23 protein-coding genes are annotated in these 26,288 nt (G+C 40.8%); 6 read left to right on the plus strand and 17 right to left on the minus strand.

Annotated features, from left to right (window positions below):
* Positions 1-250: 250 nt before the first annotated feature.
* The 5 genes from cysM to JWR23_RS06010 all read right to left on the minus strand — a co-directional run bounded on the left by cysM (position 251) and on the right by JWR23_RS06010 (position 7,251).
* Entirely contained in the window at positions 251-1,123 is an 873-nt protein-coding gene (cysM, locus tag JWR23_RS05990) for a cysteine synthase CysM (protein ID WP_299514175.1), read from the minus strand.
* 1 nt (position 1,124) lies between these two features.
* A complete protein-coding gene (epsC, locus tag JWR23_RS05995) occupies positions 1,125-1,931 on the minus strand; it encodes a serine O-acetyltransferase EpsC (protein WP_299514178.1) in 807 nt (268 codons plus the stop codon).
* A 172-nt stretch (positions 1,932-2,103) separates the two neighbouring features.
* Entirely contained in the window at positions 2,104-4,080 is a 1,977-nt protein-coding gene (locus JWR23_RS06000; protein WP_299514181.1) for a dehydrogenase E1 component subunit alpha/beta, read from the minus strand.
* Between the two features lie 74 nt (positions 4,081-4,154).
* Positions 4,155-5,540, minus strand: coding sequence for a LutB/LldF family L-lactate oxidation iron-sulfur protein (locus JWR23_RS06005; RefSeq protein ID WP_299514184.1), 1,386 nt, complete (start codon positions 5,538-5,540; stop codon positions 4,155-4,157).
* 115 nt (positions 5,541-5,655) lie between these two features.
* Positions 5,656-7,251, minus strand: a complete 1,596-nt coding sequence (locus JWR23_RS06010; protein ID WP_299514187.1) for a M28 family peptidase — start codon at positions 7,249-7,251, stop codon at positions 5,656-5,658.
* Between the two features lie 179 nt (positions 7,252-7,430).
* Between JWR23_RS06010 and JWR23_RS06015 the strand changes: the two genes are divergently transcribed.
* Positions 7,431-8,219: a DUF3050 domain-containing protein gene (locus tag JWR23_RS06015; RefSeq protein ID WP_299514190.1), complete on the plus strand. Its 789-nt coding sequence runs from the start codon at positions 7,431-7,433 to the stop codon at positions 8,217-8,219.
* A 44-nt stretch (positions 8,220-8,263) separates the two neighbouring features.
* Here the strand turns inward: JWR23_RS06015 and rpiB are convergent, their stop codons facing one another.
* The 9 genes from rpiB to JWR23_RS06060 all read right to left on the minus strand — a co-directional run bounded on the left by rpiB (position 8,264) and on the right by JWR23_RS06060 (position 15,678).
* Entirely contained in the window at positions 8,264-8,698 is a 435-nt protein-coding gene (rpiB, locus tag JWR23_RS06020; protein WP_299514193.1) for a ribose 5-phosphate isomerase B, read from the minus strand.
* Between the two features lie 4 nt (positions 8,699-8,702).
* Complete coding sequence (gene tatC, locus JWR23_RS06025; protein ID WP_299514196.1) at positions 8,703-9,554, minus strand: twin-arginine translocase subunit TatC; 852 nt, start codon at positions 9,552-9,554, stop codon at positions 8,703-8,705.
* A gap of 67 nt (positions 9,555-9,621) precedes the next feature.
* Positions 9,622-10,962 carry an acetyl-CoA carboxylase biotin carboxylase subunit gene (gene accC, locus JWR23_RS06030; RefSeq protein WP_299514199.1) on the minus strand — a complete coding sequence of 447 codons (1,341 nt, stop codon included), beginning with the start codon at positions 10,960-10,962 and terminating at the stop codon, positions 9,622-9,624.
* A 121-nt stretch (positions 10,963-11,083) separates the two neighbouring features.
* Positions 11,084-11,545 carry an acetyl-CoA carboxylase biotin carboxyl carrier protein gene (accB, locus tag JWR23_RS06035; RefSeq protein WP_299514202.1) on the minus strand — a complete coding sequence of 154 codons (462 nt, stop codon included), beginning with the start codon at positions 11,543-11,545 and terminating at the stop codon, positions 11,084-11,086.
* Between the two features lie 195 nt (positions 11,546-11,740).
* Positions 11,741-12,730, minus strand: coding sequence for a beta-ketoacyl-ACP synthase III (locus JWR23_RS06040; RefSeq protein WP_299514204.1), 990 nt, complete (start codon positions 12,728-12,730; stop codon positions 11,741-11,743).
* A gap of 12 nt (positions 12,731-12,742) precedes the next feature.
* Positions 12,743-13,678 carry a phosphate acyltransferase PlsX gene (gene plsX, locus JWR23_RS06045; RefSeq protein WP_299514207.1) on the minus strand — a complete coding sequence of 312 codons (936 nt, stop codon included), beginning with the start codon at positions 13,676-13,678 and terminating at the stop codon, positions 12,743-12,745.
* Between the two features lie 15 nt (positions 13,679-13,693).
* On the minus strand, positions 13,694-13,882 hold the full coding sequence (gene rpmF / locus JWR23_RS06050) for a 50S ribosomal protein L32 (RefSeq protein ID WP_299498249.1): 189 nt from the start codon (positions 13,880-13,882) through the stop codon (positions 13,694-13,696).
* 13 nt (positions 13,883-13,895) lie between these two features.
* Positions 13,896-14,417 (minus strand): DUF177 domain-containing protein, encoded by a 522-nt coding sequence (locus JWR23_RS06055; RefSeq protein WP_299514209.1) that lies wholly within the window; start codon positions 14,415-14,417, stop codon positions 13,896-13,898.
* A gap of 76 nt (positions 14,418-14,493) precedes the next feature.
* Positions 14,494-15,678: a DUF5009 domain-containing protein gene (locus JWR23_RS06060; protein ID WP_299514212.1), complete on the minus strand. Its 1,185-nt coding sequence runs from the start codon at positions 15,676-15,678 to the stop codon at positions 14,494-14,496.
* A gap of 278 nt (positions 15,679-15,956) precedes the next feature.
* On the opposite strand from JWR23_RS06060, the gene JWR23_RS06065 reads away from it, so the two are divergent.
* The 4 genes from JWR23_RS06065 to JWR23_RS06080 all read left to right on the plus strand — a co-directional run bounded on the left by JWR23_RS06065 (position 15,957) and on the right by JWR23_RS06080 (position 21,580).
* Positions 15,957-16,691: a DUF1080 domain-containing protein gene (locus tag JWR23_RS06065; protein ID WP_299514215.1), complete on the plus strand. Its 735-nt coding sequence runs from the start codon at positions 15,957-15,959 to the stop codon at positions 16,689-16,691.
* Positions 16,692-16,792: 101 nt separating this feature from the next.
* A complete protein-coding gene (locus JWR23_RS06070; protein WP_299514218.1) occupies positions 16,793-18,148 on the plus strand; it encodes a sigma-54 dependent transcriptional regulator in 1,356 nt (451 codons plus the stop codon).
* Between the two features lie 142 nt (positions 18,149-18,290).
* Positions 18,291-19,538, plus strand: coding sequence for a sensor histidine kinase KdpD (locus JWR23_RS06075; RefSeq protein ID WP_299514221.1), 1,248 nt, complete (start codon positions 18,291-18,293; stop codon positions 19,536-19,538).
* A 23-nt stretch (positions 19,539-19,561) separates the two neighbouring features.
* Positions 19,562-21,580 (plus strand): KUP/HAK/KT family potassium transporter, encoded by a 2,019-nt coding sequence (locus JWR23_RS06080; RefSeq protein WP_299514224.1) that lies wholly within the window; start codon positions 19,562-19,564, stop codon positions 21,578-21,580.
* 38 nt (positions 21,581-21,618) lie between these two features.
* Here JWR23_RS06080 and JWR23_RS06085 read toward each other — a convergent pair whose 3' ends face one another.
* Positions 21,619-22,365: a YdcF family protein gene (locus tag JWR23_RS06085; RefSeq protein WP_299514226.1), complete on the minus strand. Its 747-nt coding sequence runs from the start codon at positions 22,363-22,365 to the stop codon at positions 21,619-21,621.
* A gap of 231 nt (positions 22,366-22,596) precedes the next feature.
* Here JWR23_RS06085 and JWR23_RS06090 point away from each other — a divergent pair, with 231 nt between their 5' ends.
* Positions 22,597-23,187 (plus strand): cupin domain-containing protein, encoded by a 591-nt coding sequence (locus JWR23_RS06090; RefSeq protein ID WP_299514228.1) that lies wholly within the window; start codon positions 22,597-22,599, stop codon positions 23,185-23,187.
* 3 nt (positions 23,188-23,190) lie between these two features.
* Here JWR23_RS06090 and JWR23_RS06095 read toward each other — a convergent pair whose 3' ends face one another.
* Together JWR23_RS06095 and JWR23_RS06100 are read right to left on the minus strand one after the other, a co-directional pair.
* Positions 23,191-24,921, minus strand: coding sequence for a sialate O-acetylesterase (locus JWR23_RS06095; protein ID WP_299514231.1), 1,731 nt, complete (start codon positions 24,919-24,921; stop codon positions 23,191-23,193).
* Between the two features lie 351 nt (positions 24,922-25,272).
* Positions 25,273-26,154, minus strand: a complete 882-nt coding sequence (locus tag JWR23_RS06100; RefSeq protein WP_299514234.1) for a DUF3823 domain-containing protein — start codon at positions 26,152-26,154, stop codon at positions 25,273-25,275.
* Positions 26,155-26,288: the final 134 nt, after the last annotated feature.

Here is a 26,288-nt window from a genome sequence, read left to right on the forward strand (position 1 = left end):
TCTCTACATAAGCTAATCAGTTATGAAGTATGTTTTATTTAAGCAGGGCTCCTATTTCTATTCCAACAATACGTTTTGTTGATTGTCCTACGTAGAGATTGCTTCGTTCCTCGCAATGACGTGGCGGGGGTATGTGCAATTAATGCTGTCTTGTAGTGTCCTAACTGTCTTGTAAAATAAACTACAAGACAGTTAGGACACTACAAGACAGTTCTTCGCTATGCTACCAATGACAAAATGAAGTAATTACCTATCCAAACAACTCACTACTCAAATACCTATCCCCTCTATCGCAGCAAACAAATACAATAACGCCTTCTTTTAGTTCCGAGGCTAATTTTATGGCTGCTGATAAGGCGCCGCCGCTGCTCATCCCGGCAAAAACACCCTCTTGTTTTACCAGTTTACGGGTCATTTGTACAGCTTCTTCTTCTGATATATCCATCACTCTATCAACCCGTTTCGGATCGAATATTTTTGGCAGGTAAGCTTCGGGCCAGCGGCGTATACCGGGAATGGACGAGCCTTCGGTTGGCTGGCAACCTACTATTTGTATAGCCGGATTAACCTCTTTAAAGTATCTGGAGCAGCCCATTATTGTGCCTGTAGTACCCATAGAGCTTACAAAATGGGTTATTTGCTGGTCGGTATCACGCCAAATCTCAGGGCCGGTAGTTTTATAGTGGGCCAGGTAATTATCCGGATTGGCAAACTGGTTCAGCATAAAATAATCCGGACCGGCGGCTTTCTCTTCGGCGTAATCACGGCATTTTTCAATACCATCAAGCAAGATAACTTTAGCGCCAAATGCCTCCATTGTTAATGTTCGCTCGCGGGTAGAGTTGGAGGGCAGCACCAGTTCTATCTCCAGATCAAACAAATTAGCTATCATGGCTAACGCGATGCCTGTATTGCCACTGGTAGCTTCTATAAGTTTAGTGCCGGGTTTTATATCGCCCCGCTCTAAGGCGCTTTTTATCATGTTTAACGCCGCACGATCCTTCACGCTGCCGCCGGGGTTATTACCCTCCAGCTTACCAAAAATCTTTACGTTAGGATTGGGATTGAGCTTTTTAATCTCAACCATTGGCGTATTACCTATCAGATCAATAACTCCTGCCATATTATTTAGCTTTTTTTAAAACTTTCACCAAAGGGGAATGGTAAACTGTAGAATGCGGCTCTATGCTTTTGGTGAGCCAAACATTACCGCCAATAACGCTATCATGCCCTACAACCGTTTCGCCTCCCAATATAGTAGCACCCGAGTAAATTACCACGTTATCTTCAACCGTTGGATGGCGCTTGGTATAGGCCATATTCTTGGCAACGCTTAACGCGCCAAGGGTTACCCCCTGGTAAAGTTTTACGTGCTTGCCTATTTTACTGGTTTCGCCAATAACTACACCTGTGCCGTGGTCAATATAAAAATACTCGTCAATGTCGGCTGCCGGGTGTATATCTATACCGGTTTTTGAGTGGGCATATTCGGTTAGTATCCGCGGTATTAAGGGCACGTCATTTTTAAATAAACCATGCGCCAAACGGTAAAATGATATCGCGAAAAATCCGGGATAGGTGCGTATCACTTCAAACTCGCTGCGGGCCGCGGGGTCGCCCTTAAAAATAGCTTGTATATCGGTATTTAATTTTCGGTATAGTTCGGGCAGCTCATTAAAAAAACTTTCAACCAGCCTTTCGTTATCACAGTTATTGCAGGCCTTGGTAAGATTCATTATATGGCATAATTCGTCCTGCAATTTTTTAAATTCATCCTGTAGTTGGCCGATAGAAATAAATACTTTTTTTGATTGTTCGGGATACATCAAACGGATTACCTGCAGGGCCCAGGTAGTAATTTCCTGATTTGAAGGTATTGCTTCTGTTTGCTGCTGCTTATTTAAAATTTGCCGGTAAAATTCGTCGTTCATAGTATTGCAATAATTGGTACCTATTGTATTGCAAGTTTATATAAAAAATTGTTGTCTGTATGTAAAAAGTCAATAGATGTTGACTTTTTAAGGGGTGTTCCATTTTTGGTAAGCGGAGCCGGCAGAATACCTGGAATACTCAGAACACCATAGAACTATTAACGATAGCTAACTAATAATTAAGCAATTGGTACATTGCTTTTTCCAGGCGAGATTTGCCTAAGAACTGGTTTTCTAAGCCCTTATCCATTGGTACCGGTGTGTCTAAACTGGCACAGCGCATAACCGGGGCGTCAAGCTCAAGGAAACAGTTTTCGGCTATGGTGGCAGCTATCTCAGCACCAAACCCTCCTGTTAGGGTATCTTCATGCAAAACCATTGCCTTGTGCGTTTTCTTAACGCTTTGTATAACGGTTGCGCTGTCCCAGGGCTGCAGGCTGCGCAAATCTATAATTTCAATAGATAGATCGGGATGATTGCTTAAATATTCCAGGGCCCAATGCACCGCGTAACCATAGGCAATTATGGTAGCCAGTGTGCCTTTTTTTACTACTCTTGCTTTTCCTATCTCAATAAACAGCTCACCATCGGGGACTTCGCCGGTAAGGTTACGATATAAATACTTATGCTCGAAATACATTACCGGGTTAGGGTCGGCAATGGCAGCCATTAACAATCCTTTTGCATCTGCCGGGAAAGCCGGGTACACCACTTTTAAGCCCGGGGTTTTAGTGAACCATGCCTCGTTACTTTGCGAGTGGAACGGCCCGCCCGCGGTGCCTGCGCCTGTTGGCATACGTATCACCACATCAACATTTTGCCCCCAGCGGTAATGGGTTTTAGCCAAATTATTAATTATCTGGGTAAAACCGCTGCTTACAAAATCTGCAAACTGCATTTCAACAACGGCCTTATAACCATTTAAGGATAAACCCATCCCGGTGCCTATTATTCCCGATTCGCAAAGCGGCGTATTGCGCACACGCGCTTTGCCAAACTCTTCTACAAAGCCCTCGGTAACTTTAAATACACCGCCATACCCGGCAACATCCTGGCCCATTATTACCAGGTTCTCATGCTTACGCATTGCCAGTATCAGGCCATCGCGTATAGCATCAATATACCGTATCACCTTTGAGGTGCCCGAAAGTTTAAATATTGGGCGGGAAGCTGTTTTATACACATCGCCCATTTCGGTAAATATATTGGGGCGGATATCTTTTTCGTTTAAAACATTTTCAATAACCGGGTCTATCTGCTTTATAAACTCATTACGCAGATAAGGTATCCATTCGGGACGAAGGGCTTCTTCGGCTAATAAAAAATTCTCGAAACTGCTTATCGGGTCCTTATCCTGCCAGTCGTCAAATAACTCCTGCGGAACATATTTGGTGCCCGATGCTTCTTCATGCCCCCGCATCCTAAAGGTCATGCATTCCACTAAAACAGGGCGTGGTTTTGAGCGGATGTTATTGGCTATTTCACTAATGGCATAATAAACCTCCAATATATTGTTGCCATTTATTTGCCTGCCCTCAATGCCGTAACCTATTGCCTTATCAACCAGCCGCTTGCACCTGTATTGTTCGTCGGTTGGGGTAGAAAGGCCATAGCCATTATTCTCTATCAAAAAAATAACCGGCAGGTTCCAAACCGCGGCAATATTAACCGCCTCATGGAAATCGCCCTCACTGGTGCCGCCTTCGCCGGTAAATACTAACGTTGCTTTTTTTCTGCCCGCTAATATATCAGCTAACGCGATGCCATCAGCCAAAGCCATTTGCGGGCCAAGATGAGATATCATCCCGATGATCTTATGTTCCTGTGAGCCAAAATGAAAGGACCTGTCGCGCCCTTTTGTGAAACCCGATGGTTTACCCAGCCATTGCCCAAATAAGCGATTAAAGGGTACGCCACGACCCGTAAATACCCCCAGGTTGCGGTGCATGGGTAATATATATTCATCCGACTGCATGGCCATTGCAGCTCCTACGGCAATAGCTTCCTGCCCAATACCCGAAAACCACTTACCTATACGCCCCTGGCGCAACAGGATAAGCATCTTCTCTTCAACAACACGCGGAAATAACAGCTTTTTATAAATTGCAATCAGCGTATTGTTGTCCAGGTTTTTCCGGTCAAAAATCATACAGCTAATCTACTGAAGTTTTTAAGTTTTCCACGGTTGTTACCTGCCCTAATATAACGATGGTAATAGTTCGACTATTTTTCTGGCTGATGTTTTTCCTGCCATTGTTGGGCAAATGATTTGTCGGCAACTTTTGGCATTTCCCTGAAATGGCCCCAGGTTTTTTTGAAAAATTTATTCATCAGGAAATTTTTAGTTTTACCACTAAAAAAATCTTCCAGTTTGCGGCTCAGCATACCCCTCTTCCATATGGCCCATCCCCATTTTTCTTTGCGCGGCACCAAGCCTTCATTAACAGCATCCCTGCGGTTAAGCAGCAGCATTTTATGAATATCAATTTTTACGGGGCAAACTTCGGTACATTTGCCGCATAGGCTCGAGGCGTAGCTTAGGTGCTTAAAATCTTCCATCCCACGCAAATGCGGTGTGATGATGGAACCTATTGGCCCGCTATAAGATGTATTGTAAGTATGGCCGCCAATATTTTTATAAACCGGGCAGGCATTTAAACAAGCACCGCAACGGATACAATATAATCCCTGGCGCTGGTCTTTTTGAGCCAGCAGGTTTGTGCGCCCATTATCCAGCAATATTACATACATTTCCTCCGGCCCATCGGTTTCATTAGTTTGCCGCGGACCGCTTAGTATGGTGTTATATACCGTTAAATTTTGCCCGGTGCCATGTGTCGACAACATCGGCCAAAACAAATCAAGATCGGCCATTGAAGGGATTATCTTTTCAATACCTACAACAGCAATGTGTATTTTAGGAAAAGTGGTGCTTAACCTGGCATTCCCTTCATTCTCGCTAATAGCAATGCTGCCGGTATCGGCAATTAAAAAATTGGCGCCTGTTATGCCTGCATCGGCCTGTACATATTTTTCGCGCAGCAGTTCGCGTGCTTTTTGGGTGAGTTGCTCGGGTGTCGCGTCTATTGGTGTGCCAAAGCGCTCATTAAATAATTTGGCAATATCCTCTTTTGAAAGATGCATAGCAGGCGTTACAATATGATAAGGCTTTTGCCCTAACAATTGCACAATGTATTCGCCCAGGTCCGTTTCTAATGATTCAATATGGTTATGCTCCAGGAATTCGTTCAGTTCAATTTCCTCGGTAACCATTGATTTTGATTTTACAACGGTTTTAGCATTTGCCTTTTGTAAAATATTAAGGATTTCTTTGTTAGCCTCGGCAGCATCATTGGCCCATATTACTTTACCGCCCCGTTTTTGAAAGTTGGCTTCAAACTCGGGTAATATTTTATCCAAATTTTCCATTACCTTCCATTTGATAACGTGCCCTTTGCGTTTGGCGTTATCCAGGTTGATAATTTTAGACAAGCCCCTTGCTACAGCCGCATCATACTTACCAATATTGTAATTGATAATTTTGCGGTGGTCCGTATCAAATGCCTTATTTTCAGAGTCAACCAAAAACTCTTCAGCGATGCTTGTCATGTTGCTAAATTAGGCATTTTTGTTGATTAGGTAAATGGTTGAATGGGTTGATTACGTTTTTGCAATAACGCTAACTTAATCAACCCATTCAACCCGATCAATTTCAAATTTTCTTTTATTTTTTTCCGTCAACAACCGGGCGCTTATCAGCATTAACTAAATCCCAGGCGGTATAAAATACCAGTTGGGCGCGTTTAGCCAATAGCGTGAAGTTGATCTTGCTTACCTCATCGCCGGGGCGGTGATAGTCGGCATGTACACCGTTGAAATAGAAAATAATTGGCACACCATGCTTTGCAAAGTTGTAATGATCTGAGCGGTAGTAAAAACGATTAGGATCAGCAGGATCATCATATTTATAATCCAGGTCAAGCTTGGTATAGGTATTATTAGCTTTCTCGCCTATGTTGTGCAACTCGGTACTTAACATGGACGAACCAATAACATAAACATAATTTGCAGAGTCGGCTTTGCCAATATACTCGGTACCTACACGACCAATCATATCTATATTCAGATCGGTAATAGTTCTTTCTAATGGGATAACCGGATGATCTGTATAATACTCAGACCCCAGCAATCCTTTTTCCTCGCCTACATTACCTAAAAAAAGAATGCTTCTGCGCGGGCCTTTGCCATCCTTCTTTGCTTGTGTAAACGCGCGGGCAATTTCCATTATACCGGTAGTGCCTGATCCATCATCGTCGGCGCCGTTGTTCACTTTATCTATCGCGCCTTCTGTACGCACTAAACCAATATGGTCATAGTGGGCAGAAATTACTAACACTTCATCTTTAAGCTTTGGGTCGCTCCCTCGCAAAAAGCCTAATACGTCAACCGCTTTAACCGGAATTTCTTCGGTAGTATAATCTATAGCGATGTCAGCCTTAACAGTTTGCGATTGTGGTGTTCCGCTTTGGTCGATAGCTGTTTTCAGATCAGCAACGGTTTTACCAGAGCTTTTAAGCAGCATATCCGCAGTGGCTTGAGGAATAGTAATTGTTACCGGAGCCGCGGGGCCTTCCTTTTTCAGGGTCATAGGTAATTCGCGGGCACCACCAGCGCCGGGGCTCCTGCCGCCTGCGCCAAAGCCAGGGCCCGTCGTAGTTACCGCGAGCATTAATGATGGGTTTTTGCTTAATATATACGCCTGGCGCTTCCTGCTGCGCGGGCCGCTCCAGTCTGATAGTTTATCTGTTCCGGTAATTTTGGATACACCTGCATTCATAGGCTCGCCGCTGCTAATATACATTACCACTTTGCCGGCTATATCAATTCCTTTAAGGTCATCATAGTTACCTGCACCAATGCCGTAGCCTACAAAAACAACATCTTTTGCATTAATGGTTTTAGTACCTGTGCCGGCAAAGGCTGTAAAATCTTTGCCGCTGGTTAGCGGTGCTCCGTTTAAAGTGAAGGTATTTACCTTAAATGCGTTTTGGATAATTGGCACATTAAAAAAATAAGAGCCGTTTACAATGGGCTGTAAGCCTAATGATTTAAACTCATCGGCAATATAATGCGCCGCCTTGTCTGCGCCGGGCTTGCCGGTTTCGCGTCCCTCATATTCATCAGAAGCAATGATGCTTAAATGTTTTTTTGCCAGATCGGCACTAATTATTGGCGCATACTTCATCGCGATTGGATTTTGCTGCGCACACGCGCCGGTCATTAACCCGGCTAAGGATAGTAATAGTATTGTTTTTTTCATTACATCAGTTAATTTATACCCGAAAATTACTGATTAGTTAGCAATGTTTAATACTAAAGCTAATATTTAGGATAAAAAACGGCATGCTCATCTTTAAGTATCAGACTAAAGTCAAAATGCAATTCAAATAATATTGATAAAAAACAGATCACGATACTTGCAGCAAACATAGGGTTAGCATGAACGAAGAACAGTATTTAGCGCAATTAAAAAGTGAGATAGAACCGCTTCGCCGGCAATTGATAGGCCATGATCTGTACAGCCGCATTACTTCGGTTGATGAATTGCAGCTATTTATGGAACACCATGCTTTTGCCGTTTGGGATTTTATGTCGCTGCTAAAATCGTTACAACAAAAATTGACCTGTGTTACTACGCCGTGGCTCCCGGTTGGGGATGCCAATACACGTTACCTTATCAACGAGATCGTTATCGGCGAAGAAAGTGATGAGGATGAACAAGGCAATCGTACCAGCCACTATGAGTTGTATTTGCGCGCTATGCAACAAGCGGGGTGTACCTGCTTGTATATTAACCAATTATTGGCGCGCTTAAAAAGCGGCGTTAATATTATGGATGCACTTAATTCGCCTGGTATTCCGGCTGCTGCTGCTAAATTTGTAAGGCATACGTTTGATGTGATAAACAACAGCCCGGATCATGTACAGGCGGCTGTATTTACCTTTGGCAGGGAAGATCTGATACCTGCTATGTTTATCAGTATGGTTCAGAAGATCAGCGGGCAGCTTCCCGGAAAAGTTGATATTTTGCTTTGGTACCTGGAAAGGCATATTGAGGTTGACGGCGACCACCACTCGCAATTAGCCTACCAAATGACGGCCGGCCTATGTGGCAACGATTCTCAAAAATGGGCCGAAGCTACTGAAGCCGTAAAACAGGCACTACAATCGCGTATTGAATTGTGGGATGGAATATTAAAGAGTATAAAGGCTGTAGAGCTAAGTTAGCCTGCTATATAGCACATCTACCGTCAAATAATGGGGGTAGTAATTTACGAACAAGCTATTTTATCAACGCGCCTTGCATGGCGGCCGCCTTCAAATTCGGTATTGAAAAATATTTCAACTATGTTTTTGGCTTGCTCCAATGTAACAAAGTTAGAAGGGATGCATAATACGTTAGCATTAGTATGGCTGCGTGCCGGTATTGTTACCGCCTCATTATAACATAAAGCCGCGCGTATTCCCTGGTGCTTATTAGCTGCAATGGCTACGCCATTGGCACTGCCGCAAAGCAAAATGCCGTAATCAAACCCACCACTCTCTACTGCTGAAGCAACCGGGTGCGCAAAGTCTGTATAATCAACAGATTCTTTTGAGAAAGTTCCAAAATCTTTTACGTTCTCGCCTAAGATAGCTAACAGGGCCTCTTTCATTTCAAAACCTGCGTGGTCCGCACCAATGGCAATTTTTAATCCTTCAATCATTGTGTTAGTCGTTCATGATCTCATCATGCCTTGCAGCACGGCGCTTTTCAACCATAGAAGCTACAACAATGCCAACTTCGTACAAGGCAAACAATGGGATAGTTGATATCATGGTAGTCAAAAAATCTGGTGATGGTGATATAATGGCCCCCACTATCAGCAATATAACTACCGAGTAACGGCGGGTCCTTTTCATGAACGTGCCTGTCAATATACCTATTGATGCCAAGATATATATTAAGACAGGCAATTCAAATACAATTCCTATAATCAACGTTATGGTAGCCACCATTGAAAGATAGGAACCAATCGTAAATGTGTTCTTGATCGTATCGCTCACCGTATAACTTGCCAGGAAAGAGATAGACTCGGGAGCTATTATATAGTACCCAAATAAAATACCCAAAACAAAAAGAAGCGAAGCATAAAAAACAAACCCGCTGGCGGCCTTTTTTTCTTTTGTTAACAGGGCCGGTTTTATGAAGCGCCATAGCTCCCATAATATATAAGGCACAGATAATATTATGCCGATTAGTAATGACGAGTTAATTTGCAGCATAAACTGCCCTGCTACTTCTGTATTAATGATAGTTGCGTTTATTTTGGAAACGCAAAAGCCGTCGCCCAGCTTGCACAGCATTCTGTAGGTCCAAAAATCCGGGTTGAACGGACCCATTATGATTTTGTTTAATATAAAATCGTAATTAAAAAAAGCAACCAGCGAAAACACAACAACAGAAATAGCCGCCCTTATCAGGTGCCATCTTAAAGCCTCTAAATGCTCAAAAAAAGACATTTCGGCCTCAATGGTCTTACCTTTATCCTGTATTGCCTTTATTATTTTGTTGTCGCTCATCTTTTAGTTTTTCAGGCGTAAATGCCGGAATGCTAATTACATTTTAATATAGTTGATAGTTTGTTTGCTATTCAGAATAATCAAACGTTTCCATAAACTTCGTGGTAAAATTACCTGCTCTGAAGTTAGGATCCTGTAATAATTTTAAATGGAATGGTATAGTTGTTTTTACTCCCTCTATTACAAACTCGCTTAACGCGCGCTCCATGGTGCTTAGGGCTTCATCTCGGGTTTGTGCCACGCAAATTACTTTAGCGATCATTGAATCGTAATTAGGCGGAATAACGTAACCTGTATAAACATGGGTATCTATACGTACCCCATGCCCACCAGGCGAATGGAAGTTAGTTATTTTACCCGGTGACGGACGGAAGTTATTAAACGGATCTTCGGCATTTATACGGCACTCGATGGCGTGCATTGATGGCTCGTAATTTTTACCTGATATTGGTATACCTGCCGCAACTTTTATTTGCTCTTTTATCAGGTCGAAATTTATTACCTCTTCGGTAACCGGGTGCTCTACCTGTATACGGGTATTCATTTCCATGAAGTAGAAGTTACGATTTTTATCAACCAAAAATTCTACTGTACCGGCACCTTCATATTTTACAGCTTTGGCGCCCTTTATAGCCGCGTCGCCCATTTTTTTACGCAGTTTTTCTGTCATAAAAGGAGACGGTGCTTCTTCTACCAACTTTTGATGACGGCGCTGTATGGAACAGTCACGTTCTGACAGGTGACAAACTTTTCCATATTGGTCGCCTACTATTTGTATCTCGATGTGGCGCGGGTCCTGTACATATTTTTCCAAATACATGCCATCGTTGCCAAAAGCGGCGCCAGACTCAGCACGTGCCGAATCCCAGGCTGCTTCAAACTCTTCATCTTTCCAAACTACACGCATACCACGGCCACCGCCACCGGCAGTAGCTTTTAATATTACGGGGTAACCAATCTTTTTTGAAATGGCTATACCTTGTTTAACATCAGTAAGTAATCCTTCTGAACCGGGAATAGTAGGTACCCCGGCTTTTTTCATGGTTTCTTTTGCTGATGCCTTATCGCCCATGGCATTGATCTGATCAGAAGTTGCGCCTATGAATTTTATACCATATTCTGCACAAATAGCCGAAAACTTAGCATTCTCAGACAAAAAGCCATAACCCGGATGGATCGCGTCGGCATTAGTAACTTCGGCGGCTGATATGATATTCGGGATATTTAAATAAGAATCTTTACTTGGCGGCGGACCGATACAAACGGCCTCATCAGCAAAGCGAACGTGAAGGCTGTCACGATCGGCAGTGGAATATACAGCTACCGTTTTAATGCCCATCTCTTTACAAGTACGGATTATCCGCAACGCAATTTCACCACGATTAGCTATTAATATTTTTTTAAACATGTTGATTTCAGTTAGTAGTTGATTGAGTTAAGTGGTTGATTAAGTTATATTGCTTTAATCAATTTCTGGTTGATTGTTTCTGGCATAACCACTCACTTAATCAACCATTCAACTAATCAACTTACATAGGTTCTACTAAAAATAACGGTTGGTCGTATTCTACAGGTGATGCATTATCAACCAATATCTTTACGATACGACCTGAAACTTCCGATTCAATTTCATTGAATAGCTTCATGGCTTCAATAATACAAACTACAGTTCCGCTTTCTACTTCATCGCCAACGTTAACAAACAAAGGCTTATCAGGCGATGCAGAACGATAGAAAGTACCTATCATTGGTGATTTTATGGTTACATAGTGTGATGTATCAGCAACAGCGGCGGGCGCTGGCGCGGCAGCTAATGCCGGAACAGCCGCGGCGGCAGGAGCCGATGCAGGTGCTGGTATAGTTGCATGAACAACGGTAGGTTCCTGGTTAGTTTTTATTGTGATCTTAAAATCTTTTTGTTCTAATGAAACTTCGTTTACTCCTGATTTGGAAACAAAGCGTATAAGATCTTGTATTTGTTTAATATCCATTGTTGCAGATTATAGGGTTTTTTGGATAATGTGTTTATATCTAAGTTAGTTATAATATGCAGATGTGCAAATGTGCAGATATGCAGTGTTTTATGATTTAAATATTTAAACGTGTATAGTTACTAATGGTTTTATTTTATTCTCTTATTTAGCTACCATACTATTTCGTCATTTACATATCGCAAATATGCACATTTAATACGCCCATTTTAAATAAAGAGAGCCCCAGGTAAATCCACCGCCAAAAGCGGCTAAAATTAAATTATCGCCTTTTTTAAATTTATCCTCCCACTCCCACAAACATAAAGGTATTGTTGCATTTGTGGTATTGCCATAGCGTTCAATATTTACAATTACTTTATCAGCGCTAACGCCTGTGCGGGCAGCAGTAGCATCAATAATACGTTTGTTGGCCTGATGCGGCACCAGCCATGCAATATCTTCGGCTGTAAGATTATTGCGTTCCATTACTTCGGCAGCAACATCGGCCATGTTGGTTACGGCAAATTTAAATACCGCCTTACCTTCCTGGTAAGCATAATGTTCGCGCGCGTCAATAGTTTCATGGGTGGCAGGTTTAACTGATCCACCAGCTTTCATGTGTAAGAATGGGATACCCGAGCCATCACTTTTTAATATAGAATCTATCACTCCATATCCTTCGGTATTAGGCTCTAATAATGCGGCACCACAGCCATCACCAAAAATAATGCAGGTAGCCCTGTCCTGGTAATCAACTATTGACGACATTTTATCGGCACCTACTATCAATACTTTTTTATGTTTACCGGTTTCAATAAACTGTGCGCCGGTAGCTAAACCAAATAAAAATCCAGAGCACGCTGCCTGCAAATCAAATCCCCATGCATTTATGGCTCCAATTTTATGTGCAAATAAGTTAGCCGTAGCCGGGAAAGGCATATCAGGCGTAGTGGTACAAAAAATTATCAGGTCAATTTCATCGGCACCTATACCCCGTTTTTTTAGTAAGCCTAAAACCGCGGGTACGGCCAGGTCAGATGTGCCAAGGCCTTCGCCTTTTAGTATCCGCCGTTCTTTGATACCGGTACGAGAGGTTATCCACTCGTCATTAGTATCAACCATTTGAGATAGCTCATGGTTAGTGAGTATATAATCTGGTGCATAACCATTAACAGCAGTAATAGCTGCGGTAATTTTACTCATAATGTATATTTTTTACTGAAAGGCCTTAGTTATTTTACTAACCAATTCGCTTTCAACCATATCTTTAGACAAAAGAACCATATTCTTTATAGCCTCGGGCGTTGAAATCCCGTGGCCAACAATAACCGGTGCATTAACGCCAAGTATTGGGCTGCCACCATATTGCTCATAATTAAACCTGTCAAAAAAATCATCCTTAAACCCTTTTTTAAGGGTGATAGCATAAAAAGATTCGGCAAGTTTTAATATAATATTACCGGTAAAACCATCGCATACAAAAACATCGGCCATATCGCCAAACAGGTCGCGCCCTTCAGCATTACCTATAAAGTTAAAAAGGCCGGTATCTTTCATCAAAGGATAAGTTGCCTGGCATAGCAGGTTTCCTTTTTCCTCTTCTTCGCCAATATTCATCAGCGCTACACGAGGATTATCAATATTATAAACGTTTTTAGCCATCAGGCTGCCTAATACACCAAACTGCATTAATACTTCGGGTTTGCAATCGGCATTGGCACCTACATCAAGCAAAATGCCTATACCGCCTTTTAACCTGGGTACAATAGTTGTTATAGCAGGCCGTAGTATGCCGGGGATAGTTTTAACACTAAACATGGCACCAACCAGCATTGCGCCGGTATTACCCGCCGAAGAAAAAGCCTGTATATGGCCCTCTTTCAAGAGTTTAAAACCTACGCTTATACTTGAGTCAGGTTTTTGAACAACTGCTTTTGTGGGATGTTCGCCCATGCCTATCACTTCGGTTGTATGTACAAACTCAAAATGATCCGGACTAAAATTATTTTCATGAAGAATGCTTAAGGCGGCGTCTTTATCGCCAATAAGCACCAATGTATGACTTGATAAAACCTTATATGCTTCGATTGCCCCTAAAACAGTTGCTTTGGGGGCGTAATCACCGCCCATAATATCTAAGCCAATCTTCATGTTAGAAAATTAGTGTTAGGCTACTGCTTTTTCTATCAGTAATTTACCGTTGTAGTATACGTTACCATCAACAGTGTAAGCTCTGTGCGGTAAATGCACAGCACCGGTAACTTTGCAAGTAGTTAAAGTAGGAGCTTCAGCTTTGTAGTGAGTTCTACGCTTATCTCTTCTTGATTTGGATATTTTACGTTTTGGATGTGGCATAACTTCCTGTTATTTATTTAATTTTTTTGAGCACGTCCCACCGTGGGTCCGGATTCTCATCTTGTTCATTATTCGCCGATAGGTTATTCAACTTATCAAGCATCTCATTATCACAATACGGGGTGTTACCCTCGTCGTTACATACCGATATAAATGGCACTGCAACATTTATATATTCATAGATCAAACCCGCAAGCATTATTTCATGCTCATTTTTATTCAGGGTGATGATCTCATCATCTTCATCAATCTCCTCGTCGCTAAACTTAGCTATCTGTTGTTCGTGTATATCCAGTGGTTGCGGATATTGCGACAAACATTTATCACAGCTTGCATCAATTGTACCGGCAATATGAAAATTCAGGATAAGCATAGTTTCCTGTTTTTCCATTTCAACCCGACATTTCAGATCAGCCTTTTTAACCAACGAATAATCAAACTCGTCAAAAAAAGCATCATTGATATCAAAGTCAAAATGATGCTTCCCCAGCGGTAAACCGGTAAAAGGAATCGAATAATTTCTTAGCGATTTCAATGAGCAACAATTAGCCCGCAAATGTAAGGAAAAATACTAATACGGAAAAGGTTTTTTTTAAATGGGTTATCCCCCTCTAAATCTTCAACTTAATATTCACCTTTTCTAACAAACCGGTTATCCAGACCATGGCAAATGCAAATAGTATGCACTTAATTAGTCCGCCTGTTCCCTGGCTTATATAACCCGGAAATTCCAGGTTGGTCATTTCAAATAAGGGATAAAACAATCCGGGTACTATATAACAGGTAAATGCATTGGTACCGGCCGGCTTAATAATTTTAAACCACTTATATTTATGCTTAAAATCAACAATAAAAATAAATATGGCATATACCACCAGGCTTATACCGGTACAAATTAATACCCATGATGGTGTATCGCGCATTTTGGAGATCCCCCCGCTAAAATAACGCACAATAAAGCCCAGGTTAAACAGGATAACAGCCATTAACAGCATACCTATCCATAGTAGCTTTACCTCATTTCTTTCTTGCAGTCGCATATATAATACCGCTACAAATACTCCTGCCATGGTGAATGATTGCATCGCTCCATTGCCCGACAGCCACACATATTCGCGCAAGGGGTTTAAAAAATCAAGCATGCCGAAATGAAAATCGATATTAAAAAACATAAAGAATATCCACGCGGCGGCTTGTATCCATATGTAACCCTTAGAGTAATAATAAATTAGGGCACATACCAGGTATGACCAGCCAATAAGCCCTAAAATCTCCCACCAGCTAAAGTGCAGCCAATCATGACCGGGCGCTTTACTTTTATAAAGCAACGACAGTACCATTAACAAAAGCACACCAAATCCCTGCAGTAAATACCTTTTGAGCATCGGGGTTTCTTTGCTGTAATCTAAAAAAATAAAGAAAAAACTAAATGTAAGCAGGCTTTCCCAAACCGGCCGGGGCAATAAGGCTGCGGCTTCATTGTAGCTATCAATATTCGAGAAAAAGAACCCCATAAATATGAGCGCGAACGACCGGGTAACAACGCGCCACGGTATGCGGTAATCGCCCCGTTTAACGCGATTTTGAAAAGCAAATGGTATAGAAAGGCCCACTATAAATAAAAAGGCAGGGAAAATTGTATCGGCAAGCCCAAGCGCGTCCGCATTTATTTTAGCGTGATGTATCCATGCGGGGGTATTTGGCATTCCGTCAATATCATTTACAAATATCATCAGGAACATGGTAACAGCACGAAAAGCATCAATTGACCGAACCCGGCTCAACATATTATTCATAGGATTAATTAATATTTTGCCAGGTAAAATGTTTTAACCTAATGGAAATTGTTACAAAAAGCTATGTTTAATAAAAGGGATATCGGCAAAAGCTTACAGGAAACTGCTTATGGGTAATAACAAGGAACAAACTATACAACGTGCAAAAGCAAAGCTTTAGCGCCTCCCGGCAGATTTAAAAATTATATTGTAACTCATTATTTACTTAGGCTATTGCTAAAAAACACCTCGCGGTAAAAAATTATTGTAGATTTACCTAACCAATTTATGAATTGATTATGAAAAAAATATTTCTATTAAGCTTTGTAGCATGTATTGCTATATCATCTGTACTACAGGCACAAGACAAAACGCCGGATAACACATTAACTAAGAAAGAAAAAAAAGAAGGCTGGAAATTGCTGTTTGATGGCAAGGACCTAAAAGGCTGGCATTCTTACCTGCGCGATACCGTAGCTGCAAACTGGATAGTAAAAGACGGCCAGATACAATATGACAGGGACCATGACAAGGCCGGTAATGATTTGTTAACTGATGCCCCATATGAAAACTATGAGCTGCAGTTACAATGGAGGATATCAAAAGGCGGAAACAGCGGCATAATTTTCGATATACAGGAGGATCCTAAATTTAATGCTACCTTTTTAACCGGCCCCGAAATGCAGGTTTTAGACAATAAGGATGCCGATGATAACAAAAAACAAAATCACCTGGCAGGTTGCCTTTATGATATGATGGGCGACTCGACCGTTTCAAAACCGGTACCCGTTGGCCAATGGAACCAGGTAAAAATTGTACAAAACAAGGGCCATCTTACTTTTTGGTTAAACGGAATAAAAACCGCTGAAACACAAATAGGCAGCCCTGAATGGGATGCTATGATTCAAAAAAGTAAATTTAAAAATAGGGAGTTTGGTAGTTTTGCTAAAGTAGCAGCCGGCAAAATAGCCTTACAGAAACACCCGGGATCAAGCGGCTGGAAGAATATTAAGATCCGCGAGATAAAGGATTAATTATATATAACTGTATTTAAAGGGCCCCGGTTAATGATATCATTAACCGGGGCTTTTTTGTTGCTTTATAATAACAATTAAATTATTCAGATTTGTACTCCATGGGCACAGTAGCAAAAGGTAAGCTTTTAATTATAGATGATGAGGATAGGTTAAGAAAACTGCTTGCCCGCATTTTACAGTTGGAAGATTATGAAGTGCTGGAAGCCTCGACCGCCAAAGAGGGTCTGCGCTGTTTAGATAATGACGTAGTTGATGTAGTAATTAGTGATGTAAAACTGCCGGATATTAACGGCATAGAGCTTACCAAAACTATTAAAGCTGCTCACCCGGCTGTTGAAGTTATTGTACTTACTGCCTACGGAACAATAAATGATGGCGTTACCGCAATTAAAAACGGGGCTTTTGATTATATAACCAAGGGCGATGATAATGAGAAAATTATACCACTGGTAAGCAAGGCCATGGATAAAGCCATATTACAGCGCCGCATTTTGGAACTGGAAAGCAAGCTTAACTTAAAATTTGGTTTTGAACGTATTATAGGTACCTCTACCGGGATAACTGCTGCTATTAAATTAGCACAGAGAGTAGCCGCTACCAATACTACTGTTTTGCTTTTGGGCGAAACCGGCACGGGTAAAGAAGTATTTGCCGAAGCTATACACCAGGCAAGCCCGCGTAGTACAAAGCCATTTGTTGCCATTAATTGCAGCGCCTTTAGTAAAGAATTGTTGGAGAGTGAGCTATTTGGTCATAAAGCCGGTTCATTTACCGGGGCAACAAAAGATAAAAAGGGTCTATTTGAAGAAGCCAACGGCGGTACAATTTTTTTAGATGAGATAGGCGAGCTGGACCACGACCTGCAAGCCAAATTACTACGTGTACTGGAGACGCAGCAGTTTATTAAGATAGGCGATACTAAAACCACCCAGGTAAGCGTACGCATACTGGCAGCCACCAATCGCGACCTGCAGGATGAAGCTGCAAAAGGAAATTTCAGGTCTGATCTTTTTTATCGTTTATCGGTTTTCCAGATCACGCTGCCACCCATACGCGAGCGTAAGAAAGATATAGTTCCGCTGGCTAAAAGCTTTATACATACATTTTCTCTAAAAGTAAATAAACAGATTACCGGTTTTACTGATGATTTTTTGCAAAGCCTGGAAATCTACAATTGGCCGGGTAACATCCGCGAGCTGAAAAATGTTATTGAGCGAGCAGTAATTTTATGCGATGGCAATGAGCTGGACGCATCCCTTTTACCTTATGAGTTTGAAGCACCTCCTGTTAAAACAAGCAATCCCGTCTCGGCATTCGATCTTTCATCTGTAGAAAGACTGCACATCCAACGTGTGCTTAACCACACCCAAGGCAATCGTGCCGAAGCTGCCCGGTTATTAAATATAGGTATTGCCACTTTGTACCGTAAGTTGAAAGAATATGAGTTGGAATAATTCTCATTTTGATAAAACCCTATCAAAATGATATGGTGGTCCATTGGCTTCGTTTTCCGTAAAACATAATAACTAATTGTATGTCAACCATTTAAGTTAAAATATAATTTATTTGGCATTTTCTTAGCAATGCTCATAACGTATGCACTTAAAAAATAAACTACGTGCCGGTATTGGCTTTTTGTTCCTGATGGCACTTATAAGTTCAGGATTAGCGGCATATTATTTAAACCGCTTGGCTGTCGATTCAAAGGTTGTTTTAAAAGATAACTATCGATCGCTTACTTATACTAAAAATATTGGGCAGGTTCTTAACGATTCTAAGAAAGAGCGGCTGGATAGCCAAACAATCAAAACCATAGAGACAAACTTAAAAAAAGAAGAACAAAATATTACTGAGCCGGGGGAAGCCAAACTGGCCGATTCCCTCAGGATAAATTTTGAACTTTACCAGTTTGCCCCATATAACGCCTTATATAAAAGCAATATGATGGCCGCTGTATATGCTATTATGCAGCTTAATATGGATGCTATTCAGCATAAATATGATAAAGCAATCAAAACGGCTGATGATGCTATACTAATTGTATCCTTAATGGGTTCGGTTTGCTTTTTAATTGCCTTTAGCTTTATGGTAAACTTCCCGGGCTATATCGCTAATCCGCTCAAAAAAAACTTGGACGCGCTTAAACAGATCAGCGATAACAAGACCACATTTATTGCAACCATATCGCATGAATTAAAAACACCTATTTCTTCTATAAAGATGGGGCTTAAGCTCTTGCAGGACGAACGTGTTGGGCCGGTAAATAATGAGCAGCAGGAGCTACTTAAAGATATTGAAAACGACACCCAGCGTATGCTGCAAATAACCGGGGAATTGATAAATGTTGCCCAGGCAGAAACAGGTAACATACAGCTTAATTTTGGCAGCACGCATCCTAAAAACATTGTTAGTTATGCAGTGCGTGTTATTAAATCATTAGCCGAACAAAAAGAAATAGTTATTGATACGCTTTGTCCCGATAGTTTGCCCAATGTTGTAGCCGACCTGGATAAAGCCACGTGGGTACTTACCAACCTTTTATCAAATGCTGTTAAATATAGCCCCGCAAAATCAACCATTATTCTACAGGTAAAAAGGCAAAATAACAACGCTATTGAATTTTCTGTAAAAGATGACGGATACGGCATTGATTCCATATACCTATCAAGGATTTTTGAACGATATTTTAAAGTACCCGGTGCCGACCCCGACCAAACAGGCACCGGCCTCGGCCTGGCCATCGCCAAAGATTTTATTGAAGCCCAAGGCGGTATGATTGGCGTTGAAAGCGACCCCGGCAACGGCAGTCGGTTCCATTTTACATTGACTACAAATAAAGCGTAACAAATAATAATACTCAATCATACATGACACCCCATTTAAAAAAACTATCAGCAGCAGGCGTATTAATTACATTAGGTATTATTTTTGGCGATATCGGCACATCACCCTTATATGTATTTCAAACTTTATTAACAGAAGGCGGAAAAGTTAATGAAGCATTAGTATTAGGTTCCATATCCTGTATATTCTGGACACTCACCCTGCAAACCACCTTCAAATATATCTTCATCACCCTACAAGCCGATAATAAAGGCGAGGGTGGCATATTTTCTTTATATGCTTTGGTTAGGCGTTATGGTAAATGGCTGGCTATCCCGGCTATCATTGGCGCCGGTACGTTATTAGCCGATGGTATTATAACTCCGCCTATATCAGTAACCTCGGCTATCGAAGGACTTAATAATGTACCGGCACTAACAGCATCCTTTATACCCGGCAACCATCTTATTTTGGGTATTGTTATTGGTATTATGCTGCTATTGTTTTTCTTTCAGCAATTTGGCACAAAGATAGTTGGCTCTGCATTTGGCCCGGTTATGTTAATGTGGTTCTTAATGATAGGTATATTAGGAGCATTACAAATCATGCATGATCCGGGTATTTTTAAGGCTCTTAATCCTTATTATGGAGCAAAATTATTGACAGATCACCCTAAAGGTTTCTGGCTTTTAGGGGCGGTATTTTTATGTACCACCGGTGCCGAGGCGCTATATTCAGACTTAGGCCATTGCGGCCGAAAAAACATTCAATGGAGCTGGTTATTTGTTAAAACCACATTGATATTAAACTATTTGGGGCAGGGAGCCTGGGTTTTAAAACAATCGGCCAATTTTAATTTCATCGGGCTCAATCCATTTTATCAAATTGTACCTAATCCTCATTTATTGATGATCCCTTGTGTGGCCCTGGCCACACTGGCAACTATTATTGCAAGCCAAGCCTTAATAAGCGGATCGTTCACTTTAATAAGTGAGGCGGTAAGTATGAATTTTTGGCCGAAGATTACCATTAAGTATCCGTCAAACATTCGCGGACAGATATATATACCAAGTATTAACTGGATATTATGTTTTGGCTGTATAGCAGTGTCATTATATTTCCGTACATCAGAAGCCATGACCGCAGCCTATGGTTTTTCAATCACAATAGCTATGTTAATGACAACTATATTGATGTACTATTTTATGCGATATGTAAAGCATTGGCCGGTGTGGTTAGTTACCATTATACTTTGTTTATTTTTATGTGTCGAGTTCTCGTTCTTTGTAGCCAACGCGGTAAAAATCCTTAAAAGATTGTTCTTCCTGGTATTTGAGTTTGGATTGATTTTTACCATGTACATTTGGTACAAGGCACGTAAAATAAATAATCGCTTTTTAAATTTTATAGATTTAAAAGAGCAGATACCGTTGCTTAATGCATTAAGTGCCGATGAAGGTATTGCCAAATATGCGGGCCAGCTTATATATTTAACAAAAGCTAATAATGGCAAACAGATAGAGGAAAAAATAATGTACTCTATTATGAGCCGCAGCCCTAAACGTGCCGATACTTATTGGTTTATCCATATTGACACTACCGATGAGCCTTACACTATGGAGTATAGTGTTGACCAAATAGAAAAGGGTAAAATAATACGGGTGGATTTTCGCCTGGGTTTCAGGATACAGCCTCGGGTTAATGTACTGTTTAGGAAAGTGATAGAAGACATGTTAAATAGAAAGGAGTTAGATATCATCAGCAGATACGAGTCGTTAAGTAAATTTAAAGTAGTATCTGATTTCAGATTTGTGATACTTGAAAAGTTCCTGTCATATAACAATGTATTCAGTGTAGCAGAAGGGTTTATTTTGAATAGTTATTTCAGCATAAAAAAACTGGCGCAATCAGAAGCGAAAGCTTTTGGCCTGGATACCAGCGAAACACATGTTGAAAAAATACCTTTAGTGGTAAAACCCGTTACTAACTTTAAACTAAAACGAATTGATCCGTATAATGGCGAGGCAATACCAGAGTTGGTATTGAATAACCAACTAAATTAATTTCCCGTAGCATACAGGTAGCCTATTTTACCTGTGTGCTACTTAAAGTAATTAACCACATAACCCACTACTTCTTTGCTATAATACTCCCAGTTTAATAAGGTCGCGGAATCGGGTATAAAACTGCTTATCACAAAACTGGTATCTGTGCCAAAAAAATTACATGGATAAGGCACAACATCAATACCGGCTTTTTTAAATATCATACGTGACCTGCGCATATGGAAGGCCGAAGTAACCAGCAGATATGGTGGCGGCAAATGTGTTTGGTTTAATAAAACTTTTGAAAACCTTGCATTTTCTATAGTGTTTTTTGAGTTGTTTTCAATTAGAATTAAGCTATCAGGTATATTTAGTTCTGTTAACTGGGTTTTAACCCAGGTAGCCTCTCTAAAACCTCCGGGCAGCAAATTGCCATTACCACCGGTTATTAATATGTGTGACGCCTGTTTAGTGGCAAGTAATTTAATGCCCTGTATAAACCTATCAGCAGCATTGTTAAAGTGGCCGCCACCCTGACCGCCACTTGATGAAAATCCACCCAATACTATTACGCAACTATATTTTGTGGCTTTATTTATTGTGGTTGCCCGAACATCCCATATTTTCTGAAATGTATTTAGCAGGAGTGGATTTGAAAACAAATAAAACACACCTACTGCCGCAATTAAAAATTTTTGTTTTCGTTTTTGCTCTTTGCTAACTAATGCGATGACCAGTAAGATTACTATCCAGTAAATTGGCAATATTAAAAAAAGTAAAATTTTTGAAAATATAAAATACATAGCTATTCTAATGACTGCTTAAATATATTTATAAAATCTTTATTTACACTTATTAACAACCGGATAATCCAAATGCACGTATGTACTGATATAACATTTGGTATATTTGTACACATAACTAAACCCGCTATGGTGCGAAACATTGACAGGCTTTTGCTCTGCTAAGCATAGTTTTTTTACTATTAGCGTATTAGTTATTTTATTAATTACCCTAAATAATTTATCCTGATAATGGATATACAAGAGTATATAAACAGCGGAATTTTAGAACAATACGCACTTGGCTCACTTGATGAAAGAGAAGAAGCCGCTTTTCTTAAAATGATCTCTATATATCCTGAAGTAAAAAAGAAACTCACTGAAGCTGAAGAAGCACTTGAAAAACTTGCATTAATTAACGCCGTTTCTCCGCCAACAGATCTTAAACAAAAAATATTACTATCTCTTGGTTTTTCTGAGGATAAGATTGATCTTGAGAATCTCCCGGCTATCAGCAAATATTCAAACTGCCAAAGCTGGTTAAGTGCGGTTTACCATTTAATACCCAACGAACCCTATGAAGATATTTCAATACAGGTATTGCGCCATGATGCACAAATAGCTCAAATGCTGGTTATTGCCAAAGTTGGTGTGCCTATGGAAATACACAGCGATGTGGCCGAAAGCTTTTTTATACTTAAAGGAGAATGTATATGTACCGTTAGCGGGCTGACTTTTAAATTAGCTCCCGGCGATTTTCTGGACATACCATTGCACCAGGAGCATGATGTTAAATTGTTAACCCCTTATGTAATTGCTATTTTACAGCACCGGTTTGTATAATTCTTAATGCATAACCCTTATAGGCGGCGGCCAGTTATCTGTACGAAACGGCCCGGCAGGCAATCCATCTTTATTATATAAATTACCCGGCGGATTATCTGCCCAATTATATCTTACCGCTATTGGATTAGCAACCTCATCGTTTGAAACCACAACCGTATTTCCATCAATAACTGCTTTTGCCCAAACAAATTTCTGGTCTGAGCCTGCAATGCCAAAGCCTTTAAGTTCTTTAACAGCTGTAGCTGCTGTTCCATCAAGTGAGGGCCTGCCGGTGATCAATCCCTTGTTTATTTCATCAAAGCTGATAATTATTTTATTGCCGGCAATCTTCATTGATTTATAAACCGGGCCAGAATACACAAGGTTTTCATTATATGCAACATGCCGGGCCACTAAAGCCAGCCTGTATGCAGGATCAACTTTATTGGTGGGGTGTATATTAAAAGCATCGCCTGCATCTGTAATTACAGGCATACCTGTTGCGGGTAATGATAACGTTTTAAGCTGGGCCTCACGCACCCAGGCCCAATTTCCTTCTGATGGGCTCACTGCCGGATCGCGAAAATTAGGGAGCTGAACAAACAGGAAGGGGAAATCACCTTGCTCCCATTGCGTGCGCCAGTCATATATCAACCTCGGGAACAGATCCTTATATTCAATAGCATCTGCAAGTTTATCGCCATTTCCTTCACCCTGATACCATATTACACCTTTTATGCCGTACCGCAGTATAGGTGATATCATACCATTATAATCATTTGTAGGCGTGCCAAATCCGCCTTCCGGATCAGCAGGGGCATGTGGCGCCGGGCGGACTGGTTTTGGGCGGATTGGTGGCACCTGGCCACTTGACCTCGCCTGTAAAACATCGGCATCCCATTTCTTTAAAACTATTGCAAAATCATTTCCAACTTCTGTGTTCCAAATTTTTAAGCTATCCTGGTAAGCAGCCAATTTCTGCGGATAAGTTTCTTTTGAGCTTTCATAATTATCAACCAGCTTTTGGTGGGCGTCAACATACTTTGTAAATGGCGGGCTGTTTTGCAATCCTTCTAAACTTATCCATGCCTGGGCCGGGGTGCCGCCTTTATAACTGCCTATCATCCCCACAGGCACACCTGTTGATTTACGTAAATGCTGTGCAAAATAAAAGCCAATGGCCGAAAAGCCATGCCATGCAAATTGGGGGTTTGCCAGCAATTCTGGCGAGCAAACTACCCATTTGCCATTAAAAGAATCAGCAGGCACTTTAGCAATACTCTGTTGAGTCTGTAAAGCCTGTGCCATAGGTACATAAAAAAAATGGATCTCTTTATCAGTAGCTTTTGCAATGGCTTCTGCTCCATGCTGTTCTGTTTGTATACCAAACTCCATATTAGACTGACCGGCAGCCAGCCATACATCACCTATCAATATATTTCTTAATGTTAAGGTAAAGCTTTTGCTGCCAATACGCATTTCATATGGTCCGCCCGCTTTATATGAGCCCAACTTTACAAACCATTTGCCATCGGTACCTGTAATAGTTTTATAGGTGTTGCTCATAAACTCTATGTCAATCTTTTCTCCAATTTCTGCCCAGCCATATATAGGAACACGCATATTACGCTGTAAAATCATATTGTCGCCAAATATGGCAGGTAGCCGCACACCTGCAAATACTGTGCCGCTACATAGTGCTAAAACAACTATAAATAAATATTTGAAACAGTTGGTTATTGGGTTCTTCATAAAGAAATTTAAATGGTTTATTATACTAAGATATATTAATTGCCAATATGCTTTATAGCAATTGAAATATCAAATAAATTAACGTGTTTAGTGATTAAATCGATATAAGCAAATGCAGCAATAAACCTATACCCGTTAAATGTTATTACTGTACTGTACCATGAACACGTTGGTACACCAAACATTGCAATGTTTTGAAAATCAACCTGTAAAACTATTGCCAAATAAACTAACTATAACAGGGGGTAAAAACCTTTCTTATAATTAAAAGAAAAGCTTTTGGGTACGCATAAAAAAACCTCCTGATCTTTTGATCAGGAGGTTAATAACTGCTAATTAGCGGTTATCTTTTTAGTGAATTACAGTGGTTGTTGTGTTACTGTAGTTTTCTTTACCATTAGAACCTGCTCCAACTATAGAAGCGCGGAAGTAATAGGTACCTTTGGCCCAGTGTGTTCCGCCCCATTTAACACCATAGATGTTAACGGTTCCGTCTGCCTTCAAAATATTATTTATCGGAAGCGTAATTGGCGTTCCGAAAGCATAACTCTGAACGGTTTGCGTTGGTCCCCAAACTTGGGTAGCAGGTTTAGTATTGTCGATACTAAAGTTCCACCTGTTAACATAATAAGCGGTACCTGTTTTACCACTGGTACCAGAGTTAACTAAAGGGTAGTTATTAACATACAAACACAAGTTGTTGGCATTGGTTAAGTTATTATTAGCCAGGGTTGCTTGTAATGACCTTGTAATTGTAATAGTTGCCAATGTATCAACCATAGTTAATGAAATGTGGAAATAAGGATACACCTTATAAGTAGGTATTACAGTTGTGGTATTAGGTGCAACAACTACATTTAAAGTATCAGGTTTTCCACCCGGCAATGCCGCGGTTGGAACAACGCCGTTACCTGTATATATCCAAGGTCCTTGGCCTGCCAATGGTAATACTTTATAAGTCTCTGAAAAAACAAGTGAATTATAAAAAGTTCCATCCTGTTTCAGCACATAATCAAGAGCTGAAGGTGCGGGATATTTTGCAGGATCATTTACTATAAACCTGATTTTACCGGCATCTGCTCCATTTTGCTTCAGCTCCATTTGGCCGCCCGTTTCTATGTCTAAAAACGCGCCCGAAATTGTTGCGTCAGGAGCTGCATAATTATCCTTCTGGCATGCTGAAAGAGCCAACAGCAAGCAAGGTATTATATAAATTAATTTTATCGTTCTCATATTTTCTATTAATTAATAACCAGGGTTATGACTAGGTACCAGTAATGGATTTTGTGAAGCATCCGTGCCCGGGATATCAGCATAGTAACATTTCGCGTTAAGTGTCCTGGTACCACCGGAGTTTTGCTTGATAT

This window comes from Mucilaginibacter sp. (assembly GCF_028288205.1).
In the GTDB taxonomy this organism is placed as follows: Bacteria; Bacteroidota; Bacteroidia; order Sphingobacteriales; family Sphingobacteriaceae; genus Mucilaginibacter.